A 24,652-nucleotide genomic window follows, 5' to 3' on the forward strand; every position below is an offset into this window, starting at 1 on the left:
TTTACCTCAATCATCACTCATGCCGATCACCGGCATAGAGAACTGTTCAGAACGGGACGCAAGAGTAGCACCAACCTTACGTGCAATCGACTGGTAAATTGCCGCCACGTCTGAATCCGGCTCACTTAGAATCGTTGGTTTGCCTGCGTCAGCCTGCTGACGAATGCTTAGGCTAAGCGGTAACTTACCTAACTCTTCCACACCGTATTCCGCCGCCAAAGCTTTACCGCCTTCTTCACCAAAGATGGCTTCCGCGTGACCACAGTTTGAACAGATGTGTGTCGACATGTTTTCAACCACACCTAATACCGGAATGTTTACTTTGTTAAACATCTCAATACCACGACGCGCATCTAACAGTGCAATGTCTTGAGGGGTAGTCACTACAACAGAACCTGAAACCGGTACTTTCTGAGACAGGGTTAGCTGAATATCACCCGTACCCGGCGGCATGTCGATAAATAGGTAATCCAGATCTTGCCACTCAGTTTGCGTTAGGATCTGCATCAAGGCGCCGGTCGCCATTGGACCACGCCATGCCATGGGCGTGTCTTTCGTCGTTAGGAAAGCCATCGACATCACTTGGATGCCATGGGCGATTGGCGGCACAAAAAATTGCTCACCGCGTACACCTGGACGCGTATCGCCAGCAAAACCTAATAGTAGACCTTGGCTTGGACCATAAATGTCCGCATCCAAGATACCCACTTTCGCGCCTTCGCGTGCCATCGCTAGGGCAAGGTTGACTGTGGTCGTTGATTTACCCACACCGCCTTTACCAGACGCTACCGCAATGATGTTTTTCACACCTTTCATGCTCGATGCCGCACCTTGCGTGGAAGCGGCTTTGATGTCTTGTTGCAAGACCAAGGTCACCGTTTGACCCGCCACTTCTTCAACGCGCGCTTTAAGAGCATCACGCTCAGTTTGCGCTGCGTATGGCAGGGTTACGATTACCGAAAGGCCGGCTGCATCTTCTTGCACCTGCCATACATCACCATAAGGTTGGTTGGTGTTAAGGTCGACCAACGCCGCCAGTTGTGAAAGTAGCTGTGGATTTACAGACATGTTCTCTCCTAAAAATAGCAACTCGATGGCGCTATTTGTCATGTGTTCACTTCGATGATGCGGTTTGTGGGGGCAAAATGCGGAAAAGCAAGCCCGAAGCTTGCACGATATGCACGGCCACTTATAATGTCGCGCTTATATTAATACAGACAAATCGCCCTGTTTACCTTTCAACGACATAGGGCGTCGTTTATCCGTTTAAAATCACAATCCAGCAGGCTTAATTATAATGGCTCAACCGCAACGTAAAATTCTAGTTACCAGTGCCCTTCCCTATGCCAACGGCTCTATTCACTTAGGTCACATGCTGGAGCATATTCAAACTGACATTTGGGTGCGTTTCCAAAAGCTACGCGGTCACCTATGTACAGCAGTGTGTGCGGACGATGCCCACGGCACAGCGATCATGATTAAAGCTGAGCAAAACGGTATTACACCTGAACAGTTGATCGACGGTGTACGCCAAGAACACATGGCCGACTTCAATGACTTTGGCATCGGCTACGACAACTACTACTCGACACATTCGCCAGAAAACCGCGAGTTTTCTGAAGCAATCTACAAAGCGTGTCGTGACAATGGCAAAATCTCGGTACGCTCGATTACGCAAGCGTATGACCCTGAGAAAGAAATGTTCCTAGCGGATCGTTTCATCAAAGGTACGTGCCCTAAGTGTAAAGCCGAAGATCAATACGGCGACAACTGTGAAGTGTGCTCTGCGACTTACACGCCAATGGAAATGATCAACCCGCGCTCAGTTTACTCAGGCGCAACACCGATCGAAAAAGAATCTGAACACTACTTCTTCAAACTGCCAGAGTTCCAAGATTTCCTAAAACAGTGGACTCGTAGCGGCACCCTACAAGACCAAGTGGCCAACAAACTGGCTGAGTGGCTAGATTCAGAATTGCACGAATGGGACATCAGCCGTGATGCGCCTTACTTCGGCTTTGAAATCCCTGATGCGCCAGGCAAATACTTCTACGTATGGCTAGATGCCCCGATCGGCTACATGGCAAGTTTCAAAAACCTATGTGACCGTACTGAAGGCCTAGACTTCGACGAGTACTGGAACAAAGACTCTGAAGCGGAGCTTTACCACTTCATCGGTAAAGACATCATCAACTTCCACGCTCTGTTCTGGCCAGCGATGTTGGACTGCGCCGGTTACCGCACACCTACTGCCGTGAACGCACACGGTTACGTCACCGTAGACGGTGAGAAGATGTCGAAATCGCGCGGCACCTTTATCAAGGCTCGTACTTATCTAAACCACCTTGATCCACAGTACCTACGCTACTACTTCGCGGCGAAACTAAATTCTCGCGTCGATGACATCGACTTGAACCTAGGTGACTTTGTACAGCGCGTAAACTCGGACGTGGTCGGCAAGGTGGTGAATATCGCTAGCCGTACCGCAAGCTTCATCAATAAGAAGTTCGATGGTCAGCTACAAACGACGCCCGCTCAAGAAGCCATGATTCAAGAGTTCGTCGATGCCGGCGATCTAATCGCTGAGCTCTACGAAACACGCGAATACGGCAAAGCCATGCGTGAAATCATGCGTCTTGCGGACATCGCCAATACTTACATCGCTGACGAAGAGCCATGGGTGAAAGCGAAGAACGAAGAGACGCTGCCACAAGTACAAGAGATCTGTACAGTTTCTCTTAACCTGTTCGCGATTCTTGCGACTTACTTGAAACCAGTTCTGCCAAACATGGTGGCGGACGCGGAAGCCTTCCTAAACAAAGAGCTAACGTGGGATAACCGTAGCGAATTACTGTTTGGCAAATCAGTAAACAAATTTAAAGCCTTGATGGCACGTATTGAAGCACCACAAATCGACGCTATGATCGAAGAAGGTAAAGTGGAAGCTGAGGCGGAAGCACAAGCGAAAGAACAGGCCAGCGCCGCACAGGAAACTGAGCTAAGCAAAGAGCCGATCGCGGAAGAAATCAACTTCGACGACTTTGCCAAAGTCGACCTACGCATCGCTAAAATCGCCAAAGCTGAGCACGTTGAGAAAGCCAATAAGCTTTTAAAACTTACCTTAGATTTAGGTGGCGAAACACGTACGGTATTCTCTGGTATTAAGTCCGCGTACAACCCAGAAGACCTGGAAGGTAAGCTAACCGTGATGGTGGCCAACTTGGCACCACGCAAGATGAAGTTTGGCTTATCAGAAGGCATGGTATTGGCAGCTGGCCCTGGCGGTGAAGAGATTTACCTGCTTGAGCCACATGACGGCGCCAAGCCTGGCCAGCGCGTGATGTAATCAACGCATCAGCGTAAAATTAGACCCACCGCCTACTTTTGTAGGCGGTGTTGTTTTAGAAAACGATTACGAAACCTTATACTTGCTGCGTGCTATCCATATTCTAAAATAAACTAGAATGCATAGCGCTTTAGTCTTGTTAGTTATAAGCAGCTTGATATAGTTACGCTTGCCGAACCTGTTTGCTCGGCTGTTCTTATTTTATCCGTAGACACCACTGTATTTATTGGACGCGAGATGACCGAATATCTCTTAATACTCGTCAGTACCATACTAGTAAACAACTTTGTATTGGTACAATTTCTTGGCCTTTGCCCATTCATGGGGGTTTCTAGCAAACTGGAAACCTCGATTGGTATGGCCATGGCGACCACCTTCGTACTGACACTTTCGAGCTTATGTAGTTACCTCACGTTCGAGTTTATTCTTGAGCCGTTTGGGCTTGAATATCTGAAAACCATTTCCTTCATCTTGGTGATCGCCGTTGTGGTGCAGTTCACAGAAATGGTGGTTCACAAAACCAGCCCACTATTGTATCGCGTGTTAGGTATTTTCCTGCCTCTGATCACAACCAACTGCGCCGTGCTTGGTGTCGCACTGCAAAATACCTCAAAGCAGAACGGCTTTGTTGAGTCCATCCTGTATGGCTTTGGTGCTGCAGTGGGATTCTCGTTTGTCTTGGTTCTATTCTCAGCGATGCGTGAACGCATTAACGTGGCCGATGTGCCAGTGGTTTTCAAAGGCTCAGCAATCGGCATGGTGACCGCCGGCTTGATGGCCCTAGCGTTCATGGGCTTCACTGGTCTGGTGCAAATCTAGGAGCCTTTTATGTTTACTGTTTTACTTGCTATCGGAATCCTAGTTGCCCTCGCCCTCGTCTTTGGTGCGATCTTGGGTTATGCCAACGTGCGTTTTCATGTGGAAGGTGACCCAATTGTCGATCAGATCGATGCTATTTTGCCGCAAACACAGTGTGGTCAGTGTGGCCACCCGGGCTGTCGCCCCTACGCGGAAGCCATTTCTAATGGTGAAGCGATTAACCGCTGTCCTCCTGGTGGTCAAGCCACTGTGCAAGCGCTAGCGGATCTTCTGGATGTGGAAGCCATCCCTCTAGACGGCGGTGAAGAAGAACCTGTGCAAAAAGTTGCCGTGATTCGCGAAGACGAATGTATCGGTTGTACTAAGTGCATTCAGGCGTGCCCGATTGATGCCATTTTGGGTGCCGCAAAACAAATGCACACAGTTATTTCAGATGAATGTACTGGCTGTGACCTTTGTGTCGAGCCATGTCCGGTAGATTGTATTGATATGGTTGAAGTTGGTGTGACATCACGTACTTGGTCGTGGGAAAAACCACAAGGTGTGGGAGTGCAATCTGCACACATCATTGCAACAGATCGCCAGACGGAGGCAGCTCAGTAATGCAAACACCTCCTGTTTACTCATTCCACGGCGGTATTCACCCACCAGAGAACAAAGCGCAGTCCTTGCAGTTGCCTTTAGGTAAACCAAGCTTGCCGCGTGAATTGATTTTGCCGTTAGGTCAGCATATCGGCCAAGCATCACGTCCATTAGTGGAAGTGGGCGCTAAGGTTAAGAAAGGCGAAGCAATTGCCATGAACAACGGCTTCTTGTCGAGCTTCTTGCACGCGCCAACATCCGGCACTATCAGCGCGATTGAGTCTCGTCCAATTGCTCACCCATCGGGTTTGAGCGATATGAGCATCATCTTAACACCAGATGGTGCCGATGAATGGACCGAGCTTGAGCCGTTAGCGAACTGGAAAGAGATCGGCAAAACCGACGTATTGGCGTTCCTTTCTGAGAAAGGCATCATCGGTATGGGCGGTGCCGGCTTCCCGACACAAGTGAAGCTACAAGGTGCCCACAAGCACCCGCTAACTCACTTTATTATCAATGCGGCAGAGTGTGAGCCATACATCACCGCTGACGATATGCTAATCCGCGAGAAAACGCTGGAATTGGTATTGGGGATCGAAATTCTGCAGCACATTGTTGAAGCGGAAAACGTGGTCATTGGTATTGAAGACAACAAGCCAACCGCGATTAACGCCCTACAGCAGCTACTGCGTGAGCGTCAAAGCTCGATTCAAGTGGCTGTGGTGCCAACCAAATACCCTTCAGGCGGTGAGAAACAGCTGATTAAGCTACTCACGGACAAAGAAGTCCCCAGTGGCCAATACCCTGCTGACATCGGCATTCTGTGTCAAAACGTCGGTACTTGTGTCGCGGTATACGAAGCGATTCAACAAGGTCGCCCATTAATTTCACGCTATACAACATTGACAGGGGATGCCCTAAAAGCGCCACAAAACGTGGAAGTGCTATTAGGTACGCCAATTGATCATTTGTTGGAATACGCTGACCTGCAAGACAAAAAGCTGAGCCGTCTAGTCATGGGCGGACCTATGATGGGCTTCACCTTAGATTCAGGCAATGTGCCAGTGGTAAAAACTACCAACTGTGTCCTAGCTGCAACTAAGAAAGAATTACCGGCCCCCTACCCTGAACAAGCGTGTATTCGTTGTGGTATGTGTGAACAGGCGTGTCCTGCCAGCTTGCTACCACAGCAGTTACTCTGGTTCTCAAAAAGCCAAGAACTGGAAAAAGCCGAACACTACAACCTATTCGATTGTATCGAATGTGGTGCTTGTTCTTATGTCTGCCCAAGTAGCATTCCTTTGGTGCAGTACTACCGTCATACCAAAGCCGAGATTCGCGATACCCGCGAAGCCGCGGTGAAATCGGATATCGCTAAGCAACGTTTCGAAGCCCGTAAAGCCCGTCACGAAGCGGAAGCGGCGGAAAAAGAAGCGAAACGCTTGGCACGCCAAGGCGCAGCCAAGCCAGCGGCGAAGAAACCAGCGAAACCGGCACCAGAAAAAGCAGATGCAGCACCTGCTGCCCCGGTCGCAGACGAAGCAGCCAAGAAAGCTAAGGTGGATCTAGCCATTGCTAAGGCGAAGCTTAAGAAACTTGAGAAAGCGCTCCTGGAAGCCCAAGAGAAAGAGCACACTGAAGAAATCAGTGCACTGCAAACTCAAGTAGACGAAGCCAAGAAAGACATTGCTGAACTAGATAAATTGGTGGCAAGTGCACCAGCAGCGGCACCTGCGAAGAAAGCCGCCGCACCAGCCCTAAACGACGAGGCGAAAAAAGCCAAAGTCGATGTGGCCCTTGCCAGCACCAAGCTTAAGAAAGCTGAAAAACAGCTTGCTGAAGACCCTGACAACCAAGAGTTGAAAGACAAGGTTGCAGGCTTTACTGCAGACCTAAAAGCCGCTCAAGAGACATTCGATAAACTTGGCGGCGATGTCAAAGCAGCCCCTGCGACGGCCGCAAAACCAGCGCTGAGCGACGAAGCGAAGAAAGCCAAAGTGGATGTGGCGTTAGCCAGCACCAAGCTTAAGAAAGCGCAAAAGCAATTGGCGGAAGATCCTGACAACGCTGAACTAAAAGCCAAAGTCGAAGGTTTTGAAAACGATCTAAAAGAGGCAGAAGCACGCTTTGCCAAACTTGACTCAGCACCTAGCGCGCAAGCGGCTCCAGCAGCGAAACCTGCGCTGAGTGACGAAGCAAAGAAAGCCAAAGTCGACGTAGCACTGGCTAGCACCAAGCTGAAGAAAGTTCAGAAACAGCTCGCCGATGAGCCGGATAACGACGAGTTAAAAGCGAAAGCCGCTGACTTTGAGAAGTCACTCAAAGAAGCCGAAGCGCGCCTTGCTGAACTAGACTCTGCCCCAGCAGCAGCGACGCCTGCAGCCAAGCCTGCGATGTCGGATGAGTACAAAAAGGCCAAAGTGGACGTTGCGCTCGCTAGCACCAAGCTGAAAAAACTGCAAAAGCAGTTAGCAGACGATGCGCAAAACAGTGAACTCCAAGGTAAGGTGGTAGAGTTTAAAAAAGCTCTTAAAGACGCCGAAGCACGCTTAGCGGCCCTTGAAGCACCGACCGCAGCACCTGCTGTTACCGAGGCTCCCGTTCAAGCTGCGCCTGCAGCGGATGAAGAGACGCTACGCAAGCTAAAAATCGATGCAGCGATTGCCAAAGCGGCGGTTAAAAAGGCCGAGAAAGCCTTAACCAAAGCCATTGAGCTGGGCTCAGATGACAAAGACAGCCTCGAGCAGCAAGTCACTAAAGCGAAGGCCCATGCTGAAGAGATTGAGAAAGCATTGCAAAACGGTGGTCAAGTGAGCGCGCAGGCTCCAGCCGATAGCGCTAATGCTGCAGAGGATGCGGCATTCAAAGAGCGCCTGAAAAAGCAAAAAGTAGCGGCTGCCCTAGCAAAGGCGCAGGTCAACAAACTTAAACGTCAACTAGATGCGGATCCCACGGCAGAATCTCTGCAACAGGAGCTTTCGGCTGCAGAACAAAAGCAGCAGGAAGAAGAAGCAAAACTAGAACAGTTAACTAACACGCAAGAGAATCGTTAAATGGCATTATTGCGTATCACCTCACCACATACACATCGCGCGGGCCAACGTACATCGTGGGTCATGCAAATGGTGATATTAGCCACGGTACCAGGGCTATTGGTACAGACTTGGCTATTTGGTTACGGCACCTTGATCAATCTAGTGATCGCCGGTATCACTGCACTGGTCAGCGAAGCGATTATCCTAAAGCTTCGCAATCGTCCGATTGGCTTTTTCCTAAAAGACTACAGCGCCCTTCTCACGGCGGTCTTGTTGGCATTAGCCCTACCGCCTACTGTGCCTTGGTGGCTAACCGTCACCGCGGTGGCGTTCTCCGTTATTTTTGCTAAGCAGGTCTATGGTGGTTTGGGCAATAACCCATTCAACCCTGCCATGGTTGGCTATGCCATCTGTCTTGTGTCTTTCCCGGTGCCAATGACCCAGTGGATTGGTGCGTCAGAACTGATTCAAGCAGGCATGACACCGAGCTTTAGTGACAGTTTAGCGGCCATCTTTGGCACACTGCCAACGATCGACTCCTACACCATGGCAACGCCGTTGGATGCGTTCAAACACAAAGATGGTTTGATGGCGAGCGAAGCCTTTGCCAGTGTTCCTGGCCTACAAGCTGCCAGCCTTTCTAGCTGGATGTGGGTTAACCTTGCTTACCTAGCAGGCGGTCTAGTGCTGATTGCACTGCGTATCATCACTTGGCACACGCCCGTTGCACTGTTGGCGGGGCTAGCGCTGATGTCGGGTATTTTTTATGCCATCGACCCAAGCAATGCGGCAACGCCATTGTTCCACCTAACCTCAGGTGCGGCGATGCTGGGGGCTTTCTTTATTGCCACGGACCCGGTGAGTTCTTGTACCAGTAACCGCGGCAAATTGGTGTACGGTGCCGGCATTGGTATCTTGGTTTATGTGATTCGTACTTGGGGCGGCTACCCTGATGGTATCGCCTTTGGTGTACTGCTAATGAACTTTGCCGCACCACTGATCGACTACTACACACAACCACGCGCTTACGGTCACAAGAAAGCGAAGAAAGGCCTAACCATTGGAGGAGAGAAGTAATGAATATCATCAGCTCTATTCGCCAAAACAGCATTGGTTTGGGCTTATTTGCGGTGCTGACCGCTGGCTTGATTGCGCTAACGCACCAGCTCACGGAACACACGATCGAAGACAACATCGTGCACGCACAGCTGTCTGCGTTTAACGAAATTTTGCCAAGCGATCGCTATGATAACAATCTAGCGGAAGCCAACATTATGTTGCCAGCCGACCCGCTGCTTGGCTCAGCGGAGCCAGTACCAGCATTCGTAGCGCGTAAAGACGGCGAAGTCAGCGCCATCATTTTTGAAACCATCGCGCCAGGTGGCTACAACGGCAACCTAGACTTATTGGTGGCGGTAGACCGCAATGGTGTGGTGACTGGCTCTCGTGTGATCAGCCACAAAGAAACACCAGGGCTGGGCGACAAAGTCGATCTACAAAAGTCAAAATGGATCTTATCTTTCAGTGATAAGTCATTTGAAAACACCACCATGAAGCAGTGGAACGTGAAAAAAGATGGCGGCCAATTTGACCAATTTACCGGGGCGACCATCACCCCTCGCGCCGTGGTTCGCGCAGTGAAAAACACGTTACTTTACTTTAATGAGAACAAAGACGCGCTGTTGTCGCGTTAGGATTAGCTATGAGCGCTCAAGATACTCTTGCACCCGACACACCAGTGGAAGAAACACCCGCTGCCACTGGCCCCAACTACCGTGAAATTCTGTACAACGGTATTTGGAAGAATAACCCGGCTTTGGTTCAACTATTGGGCCTATGTCCTTTGCTCGCCGTCACCAGCACTGTGGTAAACGCCATTGGCCTGGGCTTGGCCACTACGGTGGTGTTACTGGGCTCGAACATTGCCGTCTCTTTGATTCGTAACTACGTATCGGAAGCGGTGCGCCTGCCTGCATTTGTGATGATCATTGCCTCGTTTACCACCTGTATCGAGTTGATCATGCAAGCTTACACCTATGAGCTGTACCAAATCCTAGGTATCTTTATCCCACTGATCGTGACCAACTGTGCGATTTTGGGCCGCGCTGACGCCTTTGCAAGCCGTAACCCAGTACTGCCCTCTGCGGTCGATGGTTTATGGATGGGGGTGGGCTTCACCATCGTCTTGATGCTGCTGGGCGGCATGCGTGAGCTGATCGGTCAAGGGACGCTATTCGCAGACATGCATCTGTTGTTTGGCGATATGGCGACAAGCTGGAAGCTGACACTTTTCAGTGATTACCCCAATGTTTTGTTCGCCATCTTGCCACCAGGCGCCTTTATCGGCCTTGGTATCTTGATCGCCATTAAGAACTACTACGACGAAAAAGAGAAACAACGCATTGCGGCCGAGCAAGCAGGCCAAGAGAAAGTGTCTCGTCGTGTTCGTATCACTGACTAATTGATATTCAAAAGGGGCTGCTGTGAACAAAGCTAAGCGACATGAGATTTTTACGCGCCTACGCGATGAGAATCCTAACCCTGTCACCGAGCTTGAATACAGCTCCCCATTTGAACTGCTGATTGCGGTACTGTTCTCAGCCCAAGCCACCGACGTCAGCGTCAACAAGGCCACGCGCCACTTATTCCCCGTCGCCAACACACCAGAGAAAATGTACGCCCTAGGTGTGGATGGCCTTAAGGAATACATCAAAACCATTGGTCTGTTTAACGCCAAAGCGGAAAACGCCATCAAGACCTGCCAAATGCTGATTGAAAAGCACAATAGTGAAGTGCCGCAGACCCGTGAAGCGCTAGAAGCCTTACCTGGGGTCGGTCGTAAAACCGCTAACGTGGTACTGAATACCGCCTTTCGCCAAGTTGCTATGGCCGTGGATACCCATATCTTCCGTGTCTCTAACCGTACCAAGATTGCCCCAGGTAAAAACGTGCTCGAAGTGGAAGAGAAACTGCTTCGTTTTGTGCCAAAAGAATTCCTGCTCGATGCACACCACTGGCTCATCCTACATGGACGCTATATTTGCACTGCACGAAAGCCCAAGTGCGACGCCTGCATCATTGAAGATTTGTGCGAGTTTAAAGAAAAGACGTCCACCTAAATCGCGCCCAGTCCAGCATATATAAGCTGCTATAGAGGCAATAAAACACTATAATCATTGGCGATTTAGTTTTAGCGATATAACGGATAACAAAACGTGGTTAAGTCTCATTCATCCCCTTACGTACGCTGTTTCTGGACTGGTAAGATGTTCCTGACCAACGGTCAGATTACCGATATCCACTGCACTCATATTTCCCATGATCTGGTGGAAATAGAATCCCCTATTGGCCTACAAGGTTCTAAGAAAGTCAAACTTGAGTTAAATGCCATTCACGAAGGCAAGCAGATCCTAATCAAAACCATTTGCCTACCTTCGGCAGACATTCTCAACGAACACGATAAGCACTACATCAAGATGAGTTTTGGCACTATTTCTGCCGCTGAGCGGGACTTTATTGATAAATTTGTCAAAGCTCATAGCTAACAAAAAAGGCGCCGCGGCGCCTTTTTTGATGGCGTTAAGTCAACGATTAAAGCGCGCCAACCATCACCTCTTCATAGAGTTTCAACATACGCTCGCCATCGACTTCCATGCAGACTTGTGTCATCGGTACGCCATCCCAATGGGGTTCTGGATATTCCATCCCTTGCGGGGCAAAGATGGTCTGGCCTACAGCAATACCCTCAGTGACCACACGAATCGCCCCCAGCTCCACTGCAAAGATACTTGGGTCCAATAAGTAAGCAATGGTCGAGGCATCGTGGAAGTAGCAGCCATTGACACCGAAGCGGTCGCTGTAGAAGTTAATGTAGAACTGGGCGCAGTCGTAAAGGAAAGTCCCCTGCTCTGGGTTCTTGGCTTTGATACGCTCTAGCACACTGTTATCAAGTAGCACTTGGTGAGTCACATCTAAGCCCACCATGGTCACCTGCCAAGGGGCGGTAAACACCGCATCTGCGGCATGGGGCTCGTTAATAATATTCGCTTCGGCGACCGGTGACACGTTACCGTATTCGATGGCCGTGCCGCCCATTAGAACCACCTCATCGACCAGATTGGCTACTTCTGGATCAAGTTCCAATACTTTGCCTAAGTTACCTAAAGGCCCTAGCGCCACAAGCGTCACTTCACCTGGGTATTTACGTACTTGTTCGATGATAAATTCGGCTGCACTTTGCTCTAGTGCCTGTTTCGCTGGCGCAGGGTAATCAATGTTACCAAAGCCATCTGCGCCATGGACAAAATCAGGGAATGGACGTGGCGCCTGCTGAGATGGCACAGCGACACCAGCGGCAACGGGCACATCCACGCCAGCAATTTCCGTCAGCGTCAGGGCATTCTGAGTAGCCATTTCCACCGGCACATTGCCGTAAGTGGTCGTTAAGCCCAATACCTCAAGCTCTTTGGCTTGGAAGGCAAAGAAGATCGCCATCGCATCGTCAATGCCAGGATCCGTATCGATAATAATTTTACGTGTCATGGTTCTCTCGTTATTTCTTAAGGCTGTTGTGCTAAAAACTCTTGGACTTCCACTAGGCTTGGAATCGAAGGTGCAGCCCCCATACGCGTCACAGCAATCGCTGACGCAGCACAGGCGGTGCGCATGGCAGTGGCGTAATCTGAGCCACGCTCCAACTCTGCTAAGCAAAAGCCAATAAAAGTGTCCCCTGCGGCAGTAGTGTCTTTGGCTGCTACTGTAAACGCCGCCACTTGGATATCTTCTTGCTGAGAAAAATAGCGTACACCGTCTTTACCTAGGGTCATCATCACCGCCAGCTCAGGGTACTGCTTGGGTAAAATCTGCGTCGCTTTTTCAATCGAGTCCGTATCCGCCAAATCCATCGCTTCTACTTCGTTAACGATCAACAGGTCAATAAAGGGTAATACTTGATGGGTTAGCTCAGCATCCATGGGCGCAGGGTTAAACGCTACCTTAGCACCCGCTTGTTGCGCCCACTCGAGGGTTTCTGCCACGAGATTGGTCTCATTTTGCAGCAGCACCCAGTCCCCTTCAGAAAGGGACTCGAGGACGTTTTGAATCTGTACCTGTGATAACTGATGGTTAGCGCCCGCATGCAGGATGATACTGTTCTCTGCACTTGGCGTCAGCTGGATGATGGCATGCCCTGATACTTGCTCTACTTGGGCAATATTGTCCGTGTTCACACCGTATTCTTGTAGCTGTTGCAGAATATGCTGGTCGGCACGACAGACAGCGCCAACGTGCTTTACCTCGGCCTGCGCCTTGGCAAGCGCCACCGATTGGTTTGCCCCTTTGCCACCGAGCACTTGTTGGTAGCTGGTGGAACTCAGGGTTTCACCTGGACGCACAAAATGCTCCACTTCGTATAAGTGATCGATATTGATCGAACCGATGTTAAAAACGGTCATAGGTCACCTTGTTTTATTATTCTAACCAAACAGTCAATAAAAACATGATTTCATTGTGATTAACATAGCCTGCCCCAGCGAAACGTCAATAGGCATAAAAAAACGCCCGCTCTTTGCAGAGCGGGCGTTTCGTATTTATCACATTCGCCGCAGCGAAATGGTTTAGTCGCGATCTAGGAAAGTACGACCTTTTTGAGCAGCGATACGCATACGTAGCGCGTTTAGCTTGATGAAGCCTGCTGCGTCTTTCTGATCGTATGCACCAGCGTCGTCTTCGAAAGTAGCGATTGTGCTGTCGAATAGGCTGTATGGCGACTCACGACCTTCAACAATTACGTTGCCTTTGTACAGTTTCAGACGAACCGTACCAGAAACGAACTCTTGAGAAGCGTCGATCAATGCTTGCAGCATACGGCGTTCTTCAGACCACCAGAAACCGTTGTAGATCACTTTCGCGTACTTAGGCATGATCTCATCTTTCAGGTGAGCTGCTTCACGGTCTAGCGTGATAGATTCCATTGCGCGGTGTGCTTTCAGAAGGATAGTGCCCCCTGGAGTTTCGTAACAACCACGAGACTTCATGCCTACGAAACGGTTTTCAACTAGGTCGTCACGACCGATACCGTTTGCGCCACCGATTTTGTTCAGTGTCTCAAGGATTGTCGCTGGAGACATTGCTTCGCCGTTGATAGAAACTGCATCACCTTTTTCGAAGCCAAGCTCGATGATAGTCGGCTCATCTGGTGCTTGCTCAGGCGATACAGACCAACGCCACATGTCTTCTTCAGCGCTCGCCCAAGGATCTTCTAGTAGGTCACCTTCGTAAGAGATGTGAAGAAGGTTGGCATCCATTGAGTATGGAGATTTCTTCTTAGCGTTAGAGAAATCCACTGGGATGTCGTGCTTCTCACAGTAAGCCATTAGCGTTTCACGAGACGTTAGGTCCCACTCACGCCATGGTGCAATCACTTGTACACCTGGTTTAAGCGCGTATGCACCTAGCTCGAAACGAACTTGGTCGTTACCTTTACCTGTTGCGCCGTGAGAGATCGCGTCAGCACCGGTTTCGTTAGCGATTTCGATCAAACGCTTAGCGATTAGTGGACGAGCGATAGACGTACCTAGTAGGTACTCACCTTCGTACACAGTGTTCGCACGGAACATTGGGAATACGAAGTCACGAACGAATTCTTCACGTAGGTCTTCGATGTAGATTTCTTTAACGCCCAACGCTTGAGCTTTCGCGCGTGCTGGCTCTACTTCTTCGCCCTGACCCAAGTCAGCGGTAAAAGTTACCACTTCACACTGATACTCTTCTTGAAGCCACTTCACGATTACTGAAGTGTCTAGGCCGCCCGAGTAGGCTAGCACTACCTTCTTCACGTCAGACATTCTTTTCTTTCTCCTCAACGAGACTCAGCGCAGCCCAACAGACGGACTACGCGTAGTTAATATAAAATAGGCGCTAAGTGTAAAATTTCGCCCCCTGCTTAGCAAGGGGCGTACCGGAAAATAGACGCTTTTGATCGGCTCAAAGCAAGACTTTATGGACTTGGCTCAGATAGTGACTGGGCATTATTGCTCGTACGTTCCAGACGAATGGTTACACGACGGTTACGCTCGCGGCCATCAATACTGCGGTTATCTGCCGCCGGGTAACGCTCACCATGGTAACGGGAGACAATTTTCTCTGGCGCAATACCCTTTTGCAGTAAGTATTCGGTCACGCGCTCAGCCCGTAACTTGGACAATTCACGGTTATCACGGCGTGAGCCAATGATGTCTGTATGACCATCAATGTAGATGTATTCTATGGTCGGATCGGCTTCCACATACATGGCCACCAGATCCAAACGTCGTCGGATACGATCGGTCAGCTCGGTGCCATTATTCGGGAACAAGGCCGCGGTACGGGCAATTTGCTCAAAGTTCACCGGTAATAAGCTGGCCATGCAGCGACGGAATTCATCGTAAGCTGGGTTAAAATTGATATTACTGAGGGCCACTTCGACGCTCTCTCGACCATTCTCCCAAGCGGAGCCCGCCACCACAGGATGACGGCCACGATCAAGAGAAGTCAGCATTTGCTCGGCAACTTGCCCCCCTACTTCCACGGTCAAACCATAGCCTGGGTAAGGCATGACTTCGAGGGTTTCGGGAGAAATACCCGGTATCCAGCTAGGCGCTTGGGAAATAATATACACCTGCCCAGGACCAATCTTTTCATTCTCAGGATGCAACACGAATTTCATCGGTTCACCAGCTTCCTTAGTGAACTCACCTGTGCCGAAATGGGGAATGGGGTGCGCTAAGGTGCAAGCAAAAATATCACCGGACAATGACCATTTTGACTCTTCAATGCTGGACTCATAGCGTGTCAAAGCGCTGCTGTGCATGGCAAAAAGACATCCGACTAATATCCATGCGCTGTTGAGGAAAGGTTTGGCTATCACGGTAAGAGTTCTCGTTCTCGACTTAGCTTGTATGTTATCATCTTCCATCAACTACTCATTAAATTTCTGATCGTAATGGCAGAATTAAGGATTCTCTTTTGTCTACTCACGAAATCAAAGATCGATTCCGCGGCTTCCTACCCATTGTTATCGACGTAGAAACGGCAGGCTTTAATGCAAAAACCGATGCATTACTTGAATTAGCCGCTAGCATTCTACGAATGGATGAAAATGGCGAGTTGTATATTCATGAAACTATGTCGTTTCATATCCAGCCGTTTGAAGGTGCCAACCTCGAAAAAGAAGCGCTTGATTTTACTGGTATTGACCCATTTGCACCGGGTCGCGATGACCTTCCTGAGAAAGAAGCCTTAACCCAGATGTTCAGCAAGGTGCGTAAAGAGCTGAAATCCACAGGTTGTAAACGCGCCATTTTGGTTGGCCACAACGCAGCGTTCGATCACGGCTTCCTGAACGCCGCCATTGATCGCAACGACATTAAGCGTAACCCGTTCCACCCATTTTCCAGTTTTGACACCGCCTCCCTATCAGGATTGGCGTTTGGTCAAACAGTATTAGCCAAAGCCTGCCAAGTGGCTGGCATTGCCTTTAGCAATTCGCAAGCGCACTCAGCGGAGTACGACACCGAAAAAACCGCCGAGTTGTTCTGTGAAATCGTTAACCGCTGGAAACGCTTAGGCGGCTGGAGTCTGGTAGCCGATTCTGAAGGCGACACCATGGAGTCCCTATTTGGGGCAGCAAATTAGGCCTTTAGCATTTCAGCTACTGTGCAGAGCTGGCATTTAAGTTTGCTGGTTCGCTATGATTGAACGCGCTGCCGCCATCGTGCAGCGCGCTAGTAATGACATCATTCGAATATAGAGCCTTGTTATGACGGGTAAACGACTGGCATTAATAATCCTAGGATGGGTATCCCTGATTACAGGCATTATCGGCATCTTTTTACCATTACTTCCCACCACTCCTCTGGTTTTGCTTTCCGCTTGGTGTTTTTCCAAGTCCTCCGAGCGTTTTCACCTTTGGCTGCTCAATCATAAATACTTTGGGCCGATTGTTTCCGACTGGCAATCGGATCAAGGTATCCCGAGAAAAGCGCGCAATCGTGCACTATTATTTATGTGGGCGGGCATGTTGCTGTCCATGTTTATTGTCTGGCGCTTTTGGGCGACACTTGGTCTGTTTTTCATCGGCACTGCGGTAAGCTTTCATCTCTTACGCATGCCATTACGCAACGAAGAAAAAGAGCTCTGATGATGCCGCTCGGCCACACGCTCTCTAGGTTGCGCTATCTGAGTACATTTCTTTAACAATACTTACCGAGTATTGAATGTAGCGCACCCTATACATCTAAGTACAATTTAATAATCAGCATCGCTTTGGCTAGGTCTGTCAGAGCAGACAGCAAGGAGTAGGTTATGACGAAGTTGTTCACACAGTTAAAACCATGGCAAAAGAAGACACTTATCACGACCGTGGCGTTGCTGATCACTCTAACTGTGCTTTGGGCCCTGATCCCTACGATCACTAAGTGGTTGGCTAATCGATATCTAGAGCCGCATCAAGCAGAGTTTAGCGCAGCTGAAATCAACCCAGATCTGTTTCCGATTGGTTTAAGCCTATTCAATGTGGCTATCTCACAGCAGGACCAAACCACCTTTACCCTAGAACAACTCAGCATTGGCTTAGATTTTTGGCCCCTGTTCACGGGTGCCTTTCATGTCAACCACATCTTAATTGATGGCTTTAACATGCAAGTCGAGCAACGACCAGAAGGCTGGGTTGTAGCGGGCATCCCAACCTATTCGTCTGATTCTGCGCAGCAAGAAGAAGTGACCGCAGAAGAAGATCAAGCCGGCAGCGTCCCCCCTACCTTCTTTGTTCGTAATGCTTCGATCAAAGACACCTCAGTGAATCTGACGACAGAGAAGGGAGATGATCGCTTCGCCATCGACAACCTAAACATCACAGAAGTGTCCCATGACACATCTATTTGGCGCGGTATTTTCGACATTGAAGCCTCTATTAATAACGGCACTGCTGTGCTGGCAGGTGATATTCGCGCTGATAAAGAGCAAGTCAACGCGGATGTGAATTTGGGCAACCTACAACTGTCGAGTACGGATGTGGCACACTTTTTACCGGCCGGTTTGGGGCGTTTGTCCGCCAATGGCTTGCAGCTAGAAGGCCAAACTCAAACCATCTATCGTTTTAACGACAGTCCGATGCTAAGTTTTACGGCACCACTGATAACAATTGATAGCCAGGACTTCACCCTTGAAGAGGCACAGCAAACAATTACTTGGCAATCATTAAACACAAGCTTTGCTGACTTATCTGTTGATATGATTGACACAGATACTCTGCAAATAGAGTCCAATAGCGCTCTATCATTAGATGACCTACGTATGGAGAGCGAAGAGCAACGTTTGGACTTTGGCAACCTCCGCCTTAACAACAATCTAAAGCTAAGCAAAACAGCTGATACGCTACAACTTGAACAAGCCGATACACAGCTAACATTGGAACAGAGTCACCTTAAAAGTGGTGCTAATAGTGTCCAACTTGCTCAATTTACAACTCAACTGAACGACGTCACGGCCACATTATTATTAAGTGACTTCACAGGCAGCACCGCGGGCAATATCACGCTGGCAGCCAATACTGTGGTGGGGCAATTGGCGCAAGGGCAAGACTTTGACCTTCAGGCATTAAGCATTAGCTCACCAATACAGCTGACTCTTGAGCAAGAGGATCGCAGCCTTGTCGCCCCTCAATTTAAAGTGTCGTTAAATAATGGCCAATTTTCGGGCAACGACCTTGTCGCGCAATTAGACACATTGACCCTTGCATTGGAAAACACGCAGATTAAGCAAGACAACAGCTCTCTATCACTCTCCACTCAGAGCCAACTTAACTCGGATAACGTTCGTGTATTACTCAACCAAATTGCAGAACAGCAGCCTCCAACCAGCGTTAATTACAACCAGTTAACCGTTAGCAGTGATATCGAATGGCAGCAGAACAATGAACAAAGCACGCTCGCCGCAAGTCAAAACAGTTTAACCCTTTCAAACCTTGGCGTTGAACAGGCGAACACGCTAACGGGTTTACTTCAAACCCTGCAGCTGAACAGTGATCAGATTCGCTTAGGGCTGAACAATAATGGCTTGGAGCAACTGGCAGTGCAAAACAACCAGCTCCATTTGGGGGCCCTAGCTTCTACCCTTAGCGATGGCTCTGCCCTATTGAACTGGAAAGATGTGTCGATCAATAGCTCGAACATCGCCATGATTGATGCAGGCATCACTGCGCAGATCGAGTCGTTTCAGGTACAGGAATTCCTCGCCTCGAAACCGAATAGCGAACAACCTCAACCGGCACTGGCGGCATTTGATCAATTGAACGCCAGTAACATTCAGTTAGCGCCAAACGGCGTGACCATTGATAAGGTCAGCTTGGATAAATTACTGTCTGGGATTGCCCTCGCAGAGGACCGTTCCATTGCCAATTTGGTGCTACCTGACTATCTGCAAACTACACCAGCATCAGAGCAAGAAAACAAAACCGAGCCCAAAGCTGGAAAACCTGACACACCCGAGCAAGAGGCCGCTTTCTATGCCGTGGTACATCAGATACAGGTATCCCCCGAGTCTCAATTTATCTTCTCTGATCACGGTATCAAACCGCCTCTTAGCCGAGTTTTAGACATTGAGCAATTAACCATTGAAAACCTCAATACTCGTGACCTGAACGAACAAATGCATGTGGTTTTAAGAGCGAAAGATGGCGAATACGCGACCATTGATAGCGATATTAAAATGACACCTGCCGCCAACCGCTTAACCATGGAAGCGCAAGCCACTATTCGCGAAGTGGAACTGCCTCCTATATCCCCCTATGTGGCCAGTGCGTTAGGCTACGATATCAACGCCGGTCAACTGAACATGGACTTAAACCTTAAATCCAATCAAGGGGTGTTAGACGGCAATTCACACATCGTCTTGCGTCAGTTCGACCTTGGCGGCAAGACAGACAGCAATGCCGTTCTTAAAGCCGGCGCCATCCCGCTAAACCTTGCCGTAGACACCCTAAAGAATCGTGATAACAACATTGTCTTAGACCTGCCCATGAAAGGTGACATTGAAAACCCCAATTTCCATTGGCAAAACTTTTTCATGCTGCCGATTCGCCAAGGCTTATTTAAAGCCTCCAGCACTTACTTAATGCAAACCTTTATTCCTTATGCAAACGTCATAACGCTGGTGCAATTTGCCGGAGAACAAGTGCTGCGTTTGCGTGTGGAGCCCCTGCAATTTGCCTTGGACGAGGAAGACATTACCGCACCTGAGCAAGAAGCTTTCTTGGATCAGATGATTAAGTTGATGAAAGATCGTAAAGATGCGGAATTAAAAGCCTGTGGTGTCTCTGTGGTACGTGATATCAATGATGAGATCACCTACCAACTACTAAGTGAAGCAGACCGTGCCGACTTGCTGGCATTGGCGAATCGTCGTGCTGAGTCACTGAAGCGCTATTTGGTGGATAACGGCATTGCCTCGTCACGGGTATTCTTATGCACACCATCAATCGATGAAGACAAGAACGCCTTACCTCATGTGACCTTTACTTTCTAAGCCTGCTTAGACAGATACGGCAAAGCATAAAAAAAGCCTCGACCCTGCAAAGGGTCGAGGCTTTTTAGTGTTTGACCACTCGTGCTTAACGCACGATTGCAACCACAATATCCATCACGTTAGTGTTGGTTGGGCCTGTGATAAAGATAGCACCGTGCTCACGCAAGTAAGTCCCCGCATCGGCACGTTTTAGCGCGTCACTCGCACCCTCAATATCAGCAGCCGTTGAACCATCAACGATACCACCCGCAGCGTCAGTTGGACCGTCACTGCCGTCTGTACCTGCCACCAGCACCAAGACATCATCACGACCGACAATATGCTGTGCTAAGCCCAAAGCAAGCGCTTGGTTACGACCACCGCTACCTGGGTTCTCAGGCAGTTTCACGGTTGGCTCACCACCGTAGATGTAAACACCTGGCGCGGCTTTGGCAAGCTCTTGACCGATACGATCAGACAGTACAGCGACGTCGTCGTATAGGCATTCTTGGTTATCGTTGACCGTGTAACCTAGCGCCTTCGCTTTCGCTGCGGCCGCCATACGTGCCACTTCGTTAGTGGCAATCAAATCGATGCTCGACTTAGATGGGCAACGCTTGGTATCACCGGTACCCGAGCCGATGGTACCAATGCTATCGCCTTCAACGTCAGAAATCGCCAACACACGTACTTCTGCGCCTTTGAAGTTTTCCAGCAGTTTGCCATCTTTGATTTGCGATGTTTCTTTACGGCGCGTATTGATTTGACCAATGTTGTAACCAGCCGCCAACATTTGATCCGTCAGCTGCTGCCAGTCTTCAAGCGTCACATCATCAGGCAAAGCCTCTGACAGTGCTGAAGCACCACCTGACACCAACAATAGCAGTTGGCTGCCTGACGGCATCGCGTCTACCGTCGCAAGCATTTGTTTACCAGCATCCAAAGAATGCTGATCTGGCACTGGGTGTGCCGATTCAATCACGGTTACGTTTTCCGCATCCCACATGGCTTGTTCGGTGTGGTCGTACTTAGTCACCAATAATGCTGGACAATCCGTACCTAGCGCCGCCAAGGCACCAGCGCACATGCCGCTTGCCGCTTTACCCACGGCGATGATTTGATCTGGTTGGAATCCGTCAAACGCTGATACCGCACGATGCGTCGCGTTGTATCCAGCCACAGCATCGATGGCAGACTCAAAAATTTTAATGGCTGATTCTTTATCAAGTGAACTCAAACCTATTCTCCTTATTTACCTACCGGCATAGTACATAAAAAAGCCGCATCAACAGGACTTACGTCACGGCGTTGATGCGGCTTATCGAGATATCTATGTAACTAGATACTAACTATTATTTGCCGAATGGACCTTGAAGACCGTTCTGAGCTAGTAGTGTACCGTAGATATTTGAGTTCAACACCATCATTTCAGTGTACTCAGCAATTAGCGCTGCACGCTTGTCTGCGTCTTGAGTAGCGTTGATCGCACCCCAGTATGCAGCCAATTGAGTCGCACTGTCAGCAAGTTGTTTAACTTGCTCGTCAGATAGGTTCGCAACAGAGCTAGAGTTTACTTTGCCCACACCGTTAACTGTCTTCGCACCGCCATCAGTGTAACCAGCTGGTAGATCACCTTTTAGGTTAACTACTTTGCGGAACTTGATAACAGATAGAATTTGGTCAACTGCTTGCTTAGCACCTTCTACACGAGATACGTGCTCAGTGTCTGCTGCAGCGTGTGGTAGAAGCTCCATCTTACCTACGTGTTTTTCGTAGATGTTACGGTATGGAACCATTGGACCAGACAATTCACCAGTCTCTGGATCTTTGAATAGGTCAGCGTCGATTGCAGCGTAGCTGATTTGACCGCTTGCTAGTGCAGCGTCAAGAGCTTCGATGTCAACTACTTCACCACGGTCGTAGTTTACTAGTACTGCACCTTGGTTCATCGCAGCGAATACTTCTGCGTTGATGATGTCAGAGTTAGCGAACTTACCTGTTTCAGCGTTGAATGCACCTAGACCAGTGTGTGGGCTAAGAACATCAGCGTCTTTCGCTGCTTCAACGATGCTTGCAGCGTAAGTGAAGCCTTCAGACTCGATCCACTGTTGGTGAGCAGGACGAGCGTAGATAGAAACGTTCATGCCGAATGCAGCACCTAGTTTCGCTACTTCACGACCAATGTTGCCGTAACCAACAACTGCTAGCTTCTTACCTTCAAGCTTAGTCGTTGGGAATTCAGCTAGGTTCTTACCTGTGTCGAAGTCACCTGCAACAACGCGATCGTGCATTGCAGAAACTTGTAGATCTGGAAGAACTTTAAGAAGCGCTTTCATGGCTGCTTGTGCAGTGGCACGAGAGTTGAAGCTTGGTGTGTTCATCAGTGGTGCTACACCACCTTCACCGTTACCGCCGCCCCAGCTAGCAGAACCCATGTTACCAGTACCTGCACCGATACGTACGCCACCTAGCTCGAATTTAGATTCAGCTGGGAAGAATGTCGCAGCAGCGATCACAGCGTCGTATTGACCTTCGCCAGTTTCCGCTAGTAGCTCGTCTTCACGGCTTAGGCTTGGCTGGTAGAAGAAGTGTACTTTACCAGTTTCTAGCTCGCCTGCTTCAGCAACAGAACCGAAGTGGAACTCACCGCCTTGAGACTTGATGTAAGCAGCCACTTCAGAGCAGTCAGCGTTGCCGTCAGCGTCGAATACCATGCCAACTAGGTCAGCGATCAGTACTTTGTAAGCACGGTTAGCGTCGTCTACACGTACGTCTGCAGAAGAAGAGGCAGACACAGCGCTTTCGAAAGACTCACCTTTCTCAGCTAGGATTTCTTCTAGCACAGCGTTTTTCGCACGTAGGTAGCAGTACTGGATGTTTTCTAGTAGTGCTGTGATGTCTTCGTTTGGACGGATACCACCGATCCATGCACGGTAGTCACCTGGAGAACCTGGGAATGCGTTCACGTAACGTGCAACGTCTAGGCCTTTCTCATGCGTACCATCTGTGTGAGTGATACCTTCGTAACCTAGCATTTGCTTAGATTTCACGATGATACGGTTGTGCACGTCTGCATCAGTGATGTCTTTGTCAGTTACTTTAAGAAGTGTAACTGCAGCACCACGAGAATCAGAATTCTCTACACCCAATTCAAATAGGTCGCTGTTAGCGATCCATTCGTTAACGATCACACGGTTTGCAGCAGAACGTTCGTTTAGTGTGTAAACATCACCGATCATGCGCTCGTTACGTAGCACAGCGAATGTTGTTTCTGCGAACGCAAGCGTACTGAATGTGTTGATGATACCACCCAACATTTGATCTTTTTCAGCGTCGTAGATCGGACCAAGATCAGTGGTTTTTTCGCTTGATAGCGGTGCTTTTGCATCGCGTGGCACAGCAATTTTTAGCTGACGTGGGATCGCCCATGCTGGATCTTTTTGGTTCGCATTGATGCGCGCAAGTGCTGGCTTAGTTAGAGATACGATGAAGTAACCAGAGATACCACCGATTGCCTTTTGGAACGGCATGAACATGTTACATTTCGTCAACACGCCATCTACTAGCTCTTTTGACCAAGGCATAGCGCCTAGAAGAGAAGTCGCGTCGATTACCGCGTGGTGTTCTTCTGGGTTCGCATCAACCCACTCAAGTAGGTTGCGGATTTCTTGTTCAGTGTAAGTAGTCGCACCAGTTGTCTCGTGGCCTACACCGAAGAATAGTTTAACGCCTTTCTCTAGTAGGAAAGAAGCGCTTGGGATCGCGCCTTCGCCTTCTGCGAAAAGGATACGGTTTTCGTCACCGTTCGCAGCGTAACGCTGAAGCTCTGTTAGCTGAGTACCCCAAGACTGACGGAAGAAACCACCAGCTTTGCCTTCTTCTGATTCAGGCTTTGGTGTATCAACAAATACGATCTGAGACGGATCGTTTGCAGTCATTAGGTGTAGAGCTGCTGCTGTGAAACCGCTGTGACCACCACCTAGACCAACAGCCATGCTGTTCGCTTTAGGGAAGCCGAAGTAACGGTGGATTTCACGCATCATGTCGTTTAGGACTTTATCTGCTGGGTAACCACGGTGCATACCACGGCCGATTTCAGCAGTTGTGAAGCTACCAATGCGGTTGCCTTTATCGTCCAGTTTCGGGTAGTTCTCTTCTAACCATGCATCGAATTCAAAACGTAGCTGACGAGCATCAACTTCGTTCAATGTCATGTCTGTGATAGGGCCTACACCAAAGAATTGGTTGCTAGTGGCCTGTGGAGCGCCGTTTTGAGTTAGAGAAAGCGCACTTTCGCGAGCGGCTTTAATTTGCTCAATAGAAGTCATAA

The 24,652-nt window shown here is 49.3% G+C and carries 19 protein-coding genes; 12 read left to right on the forward strand and 7 right to left on the reverse strand.

Going from position 1 to position 24,652, the window contains the following annotated elements; translation table 11 throughout:
- Window positions 1-6: 6 nt before the first annotated feature.
- The gene (gene apbC / locus MAQ5080_RS05605; RefSeq protein WP_067206729.1) at window positions 7-1,068 is read right to left on the reverse strand and encodes an iron-sulfur cluster carrier protein ApbC; all 1,062 of its coding nucleotides are present in this window, start codon (window positions 1,066-1,068) and stop codon (window positions 7-9) included.
- A gap of 229 nt (window positions 1,069-1,297) precedes the next feature.
- On the opposite strand from apbC, the gene metG reads away from it, so the two are divergent.
- The 9 genes from metG (at window position 1,298) to MAQ5080_RS05650 (ending at window position 11,327) form a co-directional block, all read left to right on the forward strand.
- Window positions 1,298-3,346 carry a methionine--tRNA ligase gene (metG, locus tag MAQ5080_RS05610; RefSeq protein WP_067206730.1) on the forward strand — a complete coding sequence of 683 codons (2,049 nt, stop codon included), beginning with the start codon at window positions 1,298-1,300 and terminating at the stop codon, window positions 3,344-3,346.
- Window positions 3,347-3,583: 237 nt separating this feature from the next.
- The gene (gene rsxA / locus MAQ5080_RS05615) at window positions 3,584-4,165 is read left to right on the forward strand and encodes an electron transport complex subunit RsxA (RefSeq protein WP_067206732.1); all 582 of its coding nucleotides are present in this window, start codon (window positions 3,584-3,586) and stop codon (window positions 4,163-4,165) included.
- A gap of 9 nt (window positions 4,166-4,174) precedes the next feature.
- On the forward strand, window positions 4,175-4,768 hold the full coding sequence (gene rsxB / locus MAQ5080_RS05620; protein WP_067206734.1) for an electron transport complex subunit RsxB: 594 nt from the start codon (window positions 4,175-4,177) through the stop codon (window positions 4,766-4,768).
- A complete protein-coding gene (gene rsxC / locus MAQ5080_RS05625) occupies window positions 4,768-7,800 on the forward strand; it encodes an electron transport complex subunit RsxC (RefSeq protein ID WP_067206737.1) in 3,033 nt (1,010 codons plus the stop codon). Before rsxB ends, rsxC begins: the two co-directional genes overlap by 1 nt.
- Window positions 7,801-8,859 carry an electron transport complex subunit RsxD gene (rsxD, locus tag MAQ5080_RS05630; RefSeq protein WP_067206740.1) on the forward strand — a complete coding sequence of 353 codons (1,059 nt, stop codon included), beginning with the start codon at window positions 7,801-7,803 and terminating at the stop codon, window positions 8,857-8,859.
- Window positions 8,859-9,476, forward strand: a complete 618-nt coding sequence (gene rsxG, locus MAQ5080_RS05635) for an electron transport complex subunit RsxG (protein WP_067206742.1) — start codon at window positions 8,859-8,861, stop codon at window positions 9,474-9,476. Before rsxD ends, rsxG begins: the two co-directional genes overlap by 1 nt.
- A gap of 8 nt (window positions 9,477-9,484) precedes the next feature.
- The gene (locus MAQ5080_RS05640) at window positions 9,485-10,243 is read left to right on the forward strand and encodes an electron transport complex subunit E (RefSeq protein WP_082861024.1); all 759 of its coding nucleotides are present in this window, start codon (window positions 9,485-9,487) and stop codon (window positions 10,241-10,243) included.
- Window positions 10,244-10,265: 22 nt separating this feature from the next.
- Window positions 10,266-10,901 (forward strand): endonuclease III, encoded by a 636-nt coding sequence (gene nth, locus MAQ5080_RS05645; RefSeq protein ID WP_067206745.1) that lies wholly within the window; start codon window positions 10,266-10,268, stop codon window positions 10,899-10,901.
- 96 nt (window positions 10,902-10,997) lie between these two features.
- Window positions 10,998-11,327 carry a hypothetical protein gene (locus MAQ5080_RS05650; RefSeq protein ID WP_231870789.1) on the forward strand — a complete coding sequence of 110 codons (330 nt, stop codon included), beginning with the start codon at window positions 10,998-11,000 and terminating at the stop codon, window positions 11,325-11,327.
- Between the two features lie 46 nt (window positions 11,328-11,373).
- Here MAQ5080_RS05650 and MAQ5080_RS05655 read toward each other — a convergent pair whose 3' ends face one another.
- From MAQ5080_RS05655 to MAQ5080_RS05670, 4 genes are all read right to left on the reverse strand, one after another.
- Window positions 11,374-12,324, reverse strand: coding sequence for a nucleoside hydrolase (locus MAQ5080_RS05655; protein ID WP_067206750.1), 951 nt, complete (start codon window positions 12,322-12,324; stop codon window positions 11,374-11,376).
- A gap of 17 nt (window positions 12,325-12,341) precedes the next feature.
- Entirely contained in the window at window positions 12,342-13,235 is an 894-nt protein-coding gene (locus tag MAQ5080_RS05660) for a ribokinase (RefSeq protein ID WP_067206753.1), read from the reverse strand.
- Between the two features lie 162 nt (window positions 13,236-13,397).
- Window positions 13,398-14,627, reverse strand: a complete 1,230-nt coding sequence (locus MAQ5080_RS05665) for an argininosuccinate synthase (RefSeq protein WP_067206755.1) — start codon at window positions 14,625-14,627, stop codon at window positions 13,398-13,400.
- Between the two features lie 152 nt (window positions 14,628-14,779).
- Window positions 14,780-15,631, reverse strand: coding sequence for a flagellar protein MotY (locus MAQ5080_RS05670; RefSeq protein ID WP_231870790.1), 852 nt, complete (start codon window positions 15,629-15,631; stop codon window positions 14,780-14,782).
- A gap of 155 nt (window positions 15,632-15,786) precedes the next feature.
- Between MAQ5080_RS05670 and rnt the strand changes: the two genes are divergently transcribed.
- The 3 genes from rnt (at window position 15,787) to MAQ5080_RS05685 (ending at window position 20,343) form a co-directional block, all read left to right on the forward strand.
- Entirely contained in the window at window positions 15,787-16,455 is a 669-nt protein-coding gene (gene rnt / locus MAQ5080_RS05675; RefSeq protein ID WP_067206757.1) for a ribonuclease T, read from the forward strand.
- 124 nt (window positions 16,456-16,579) lie between these two features.
- Window positions 16,580-16,960: a YbaN family protein gene (locus tag MAQ5080_RS05680; protein WP_067206760.1), complete on the forward strand. Its 381-nt coding sequence runs from the start codon at window positions 16,580-16,582 to the stop codon at window positions 16,958-16,960.
- 164 nt (window positions 16,961-17,124) lie between these two features.
- A complete protein-coding gene (locus tag MAQ5080_RS05685; protein ID WP_067206762.1) occupies window positions 17,125-20,343 on the forward strand; it encodes a DUF748 domain-containing protein in 3,219 nt (1,072 codons plus the stop codon).
- Window positions 20,344-20,428: 85 nt separating this feature from the next.
- On the opposite strand, the gene MAQ5080_RS05690 is transcribed toward MAQ5080_RS05685, so the two are convergent.
- Window positions 20,429-21,559, reverse strand: coding sequence for a glycerate kinase type-2 family protein (locus MAQ5080_RS05690; RefSeq protein WP_067206765.1), 1,131 nt, complete (start codon window positions 21,557-21,559; stop codon window positions 20,429-20,431).
- A gap of 115 nt (window positions 21,560-21,674) precedes the next feature.
- Window positions 21,675-24,650: an NAD(P)-dependent oxidoreductase gene (locus tag MAQ5080_RS05695; protein WP_067207017.1), complete on the reverse strand. Its 2,976-nt coding sequence runs from the start codon at window positions 24,648-24,650 to the stop codon at window positions 21,675-21,677.
- Window positions 24,651-24,652: the final 2 nt, after the last annotated feature.

Origin of the sequence: Marinomonas aquimarina, assembly GCF_900089755.1 — a bacterium.
GTDB lineage: Bacteria > Pseudomonadota > Gammaproteobacteria > Pseudomonadales > Marinomonadaceae > Marinomonas > Marinomonas aquimarina.

Bases quoted from the DNA above. Each gene is read 5' to 3' on its own strand.
- rsxC (WP_067206737.1), top strand. From the start codon at position 4,768: ATGCAAACACCTCCTGTTTACTCATTCCACGGCGGTATTCACCCACCA.
- MAQ5080_RS05640 (WP_082861024.1), top strand. From the start codon at position 9,485: ATGAGCGCTCAAGATACTCTTGCACCCGACACACCAGTGGAAGAAACA.
- MAQ5080_RS05665 (WP_067206755.1), bottom strand. From the start codon at position 14,627: ATGTCTGACGTGAAGAAGGTAGTGCTAGCCTACTCGGGCGGCCTAGAC.
- MAQ5080_RS05660 (WP_067206753.1), bottom strand. From the start codon at position 13,235: ATGACCGTTTTTAACATCGGTTCGATCAATATCGATCACTTATACGAA.
- rsxB (WP_067206734.1), top strand. From the start codon at position 4,175: ATGTTTACTGTTTTACTTGCTATCGGAATCCTAGTTGCCCTCGCCCTC.
- rsxA (WP_067206732.1), top strand. From the start codon at position 3,584: ATGACCGAATATCTCTTAATACTCGTCAGTACCATACTAGTAAACAAC.
- MAQ5080_RS05685 (WP_067206762.1), top strand. From the start codon at position 17,125: ATGACGAAGTTGTTCACACAGTTAAAACCATGGCAAAAGAAGACACTT.
- MAQ5080_RS05695 (WP_067207017.1), bottom strand. From the start codon at position 24,650: ATGACTTCTATTGAGCAAATTAAAGCCGCTCGCGAAAGTGCGCTTTCT.
- apbC (WP_067206729.1), bottom strand. From the start codon at position 1,068: ATGTCTGTAAATCCACAGCTACTTTCACAACTGGCGGCGTTGGTCGAC.
- rsxG (WP_067206742.1), top strand. From the start codon at position 8,859: ATGAATATCATCAGCTCTATTCGCCAAAACAGCATTGGTTTGGGCTTA.
- rsxD (WP_067206740.1), top strand. From the start codon at position 7,801: ATGGCATTATTGCGTATCACCTCACCACATACACATCGCGCGGGCCAA.
- MAQ5080_RS05670 (WP_231870790.1), bottom strand. From the start codon at position 15,631: ATGCACAGCAGCGCTTTGACACGCTATGAGTCCAGCATTGAAGAGTCA.
- MAQ5080_RS05680 (WP_067206760.1), top strand. From the start codon at position 16,580: ATGACGGGTAAACGACTGGCATTAATAATCCTAGGATGGGTATCCCTG.
- metG (WP_067206730.1), top strand. From the start codon at position 1,298: ATGGCTCAACCGCAACGTAAAATTCTAGTTACCAGTGCCCTTCCCTAT.
- MAQ5080_RS05655 (WP_067206750.1), bottom strand. From the start codon at position 12,324: ATGACACGTAAAATTATTATCGATACGGATCCTGGCATTGACGATGCG.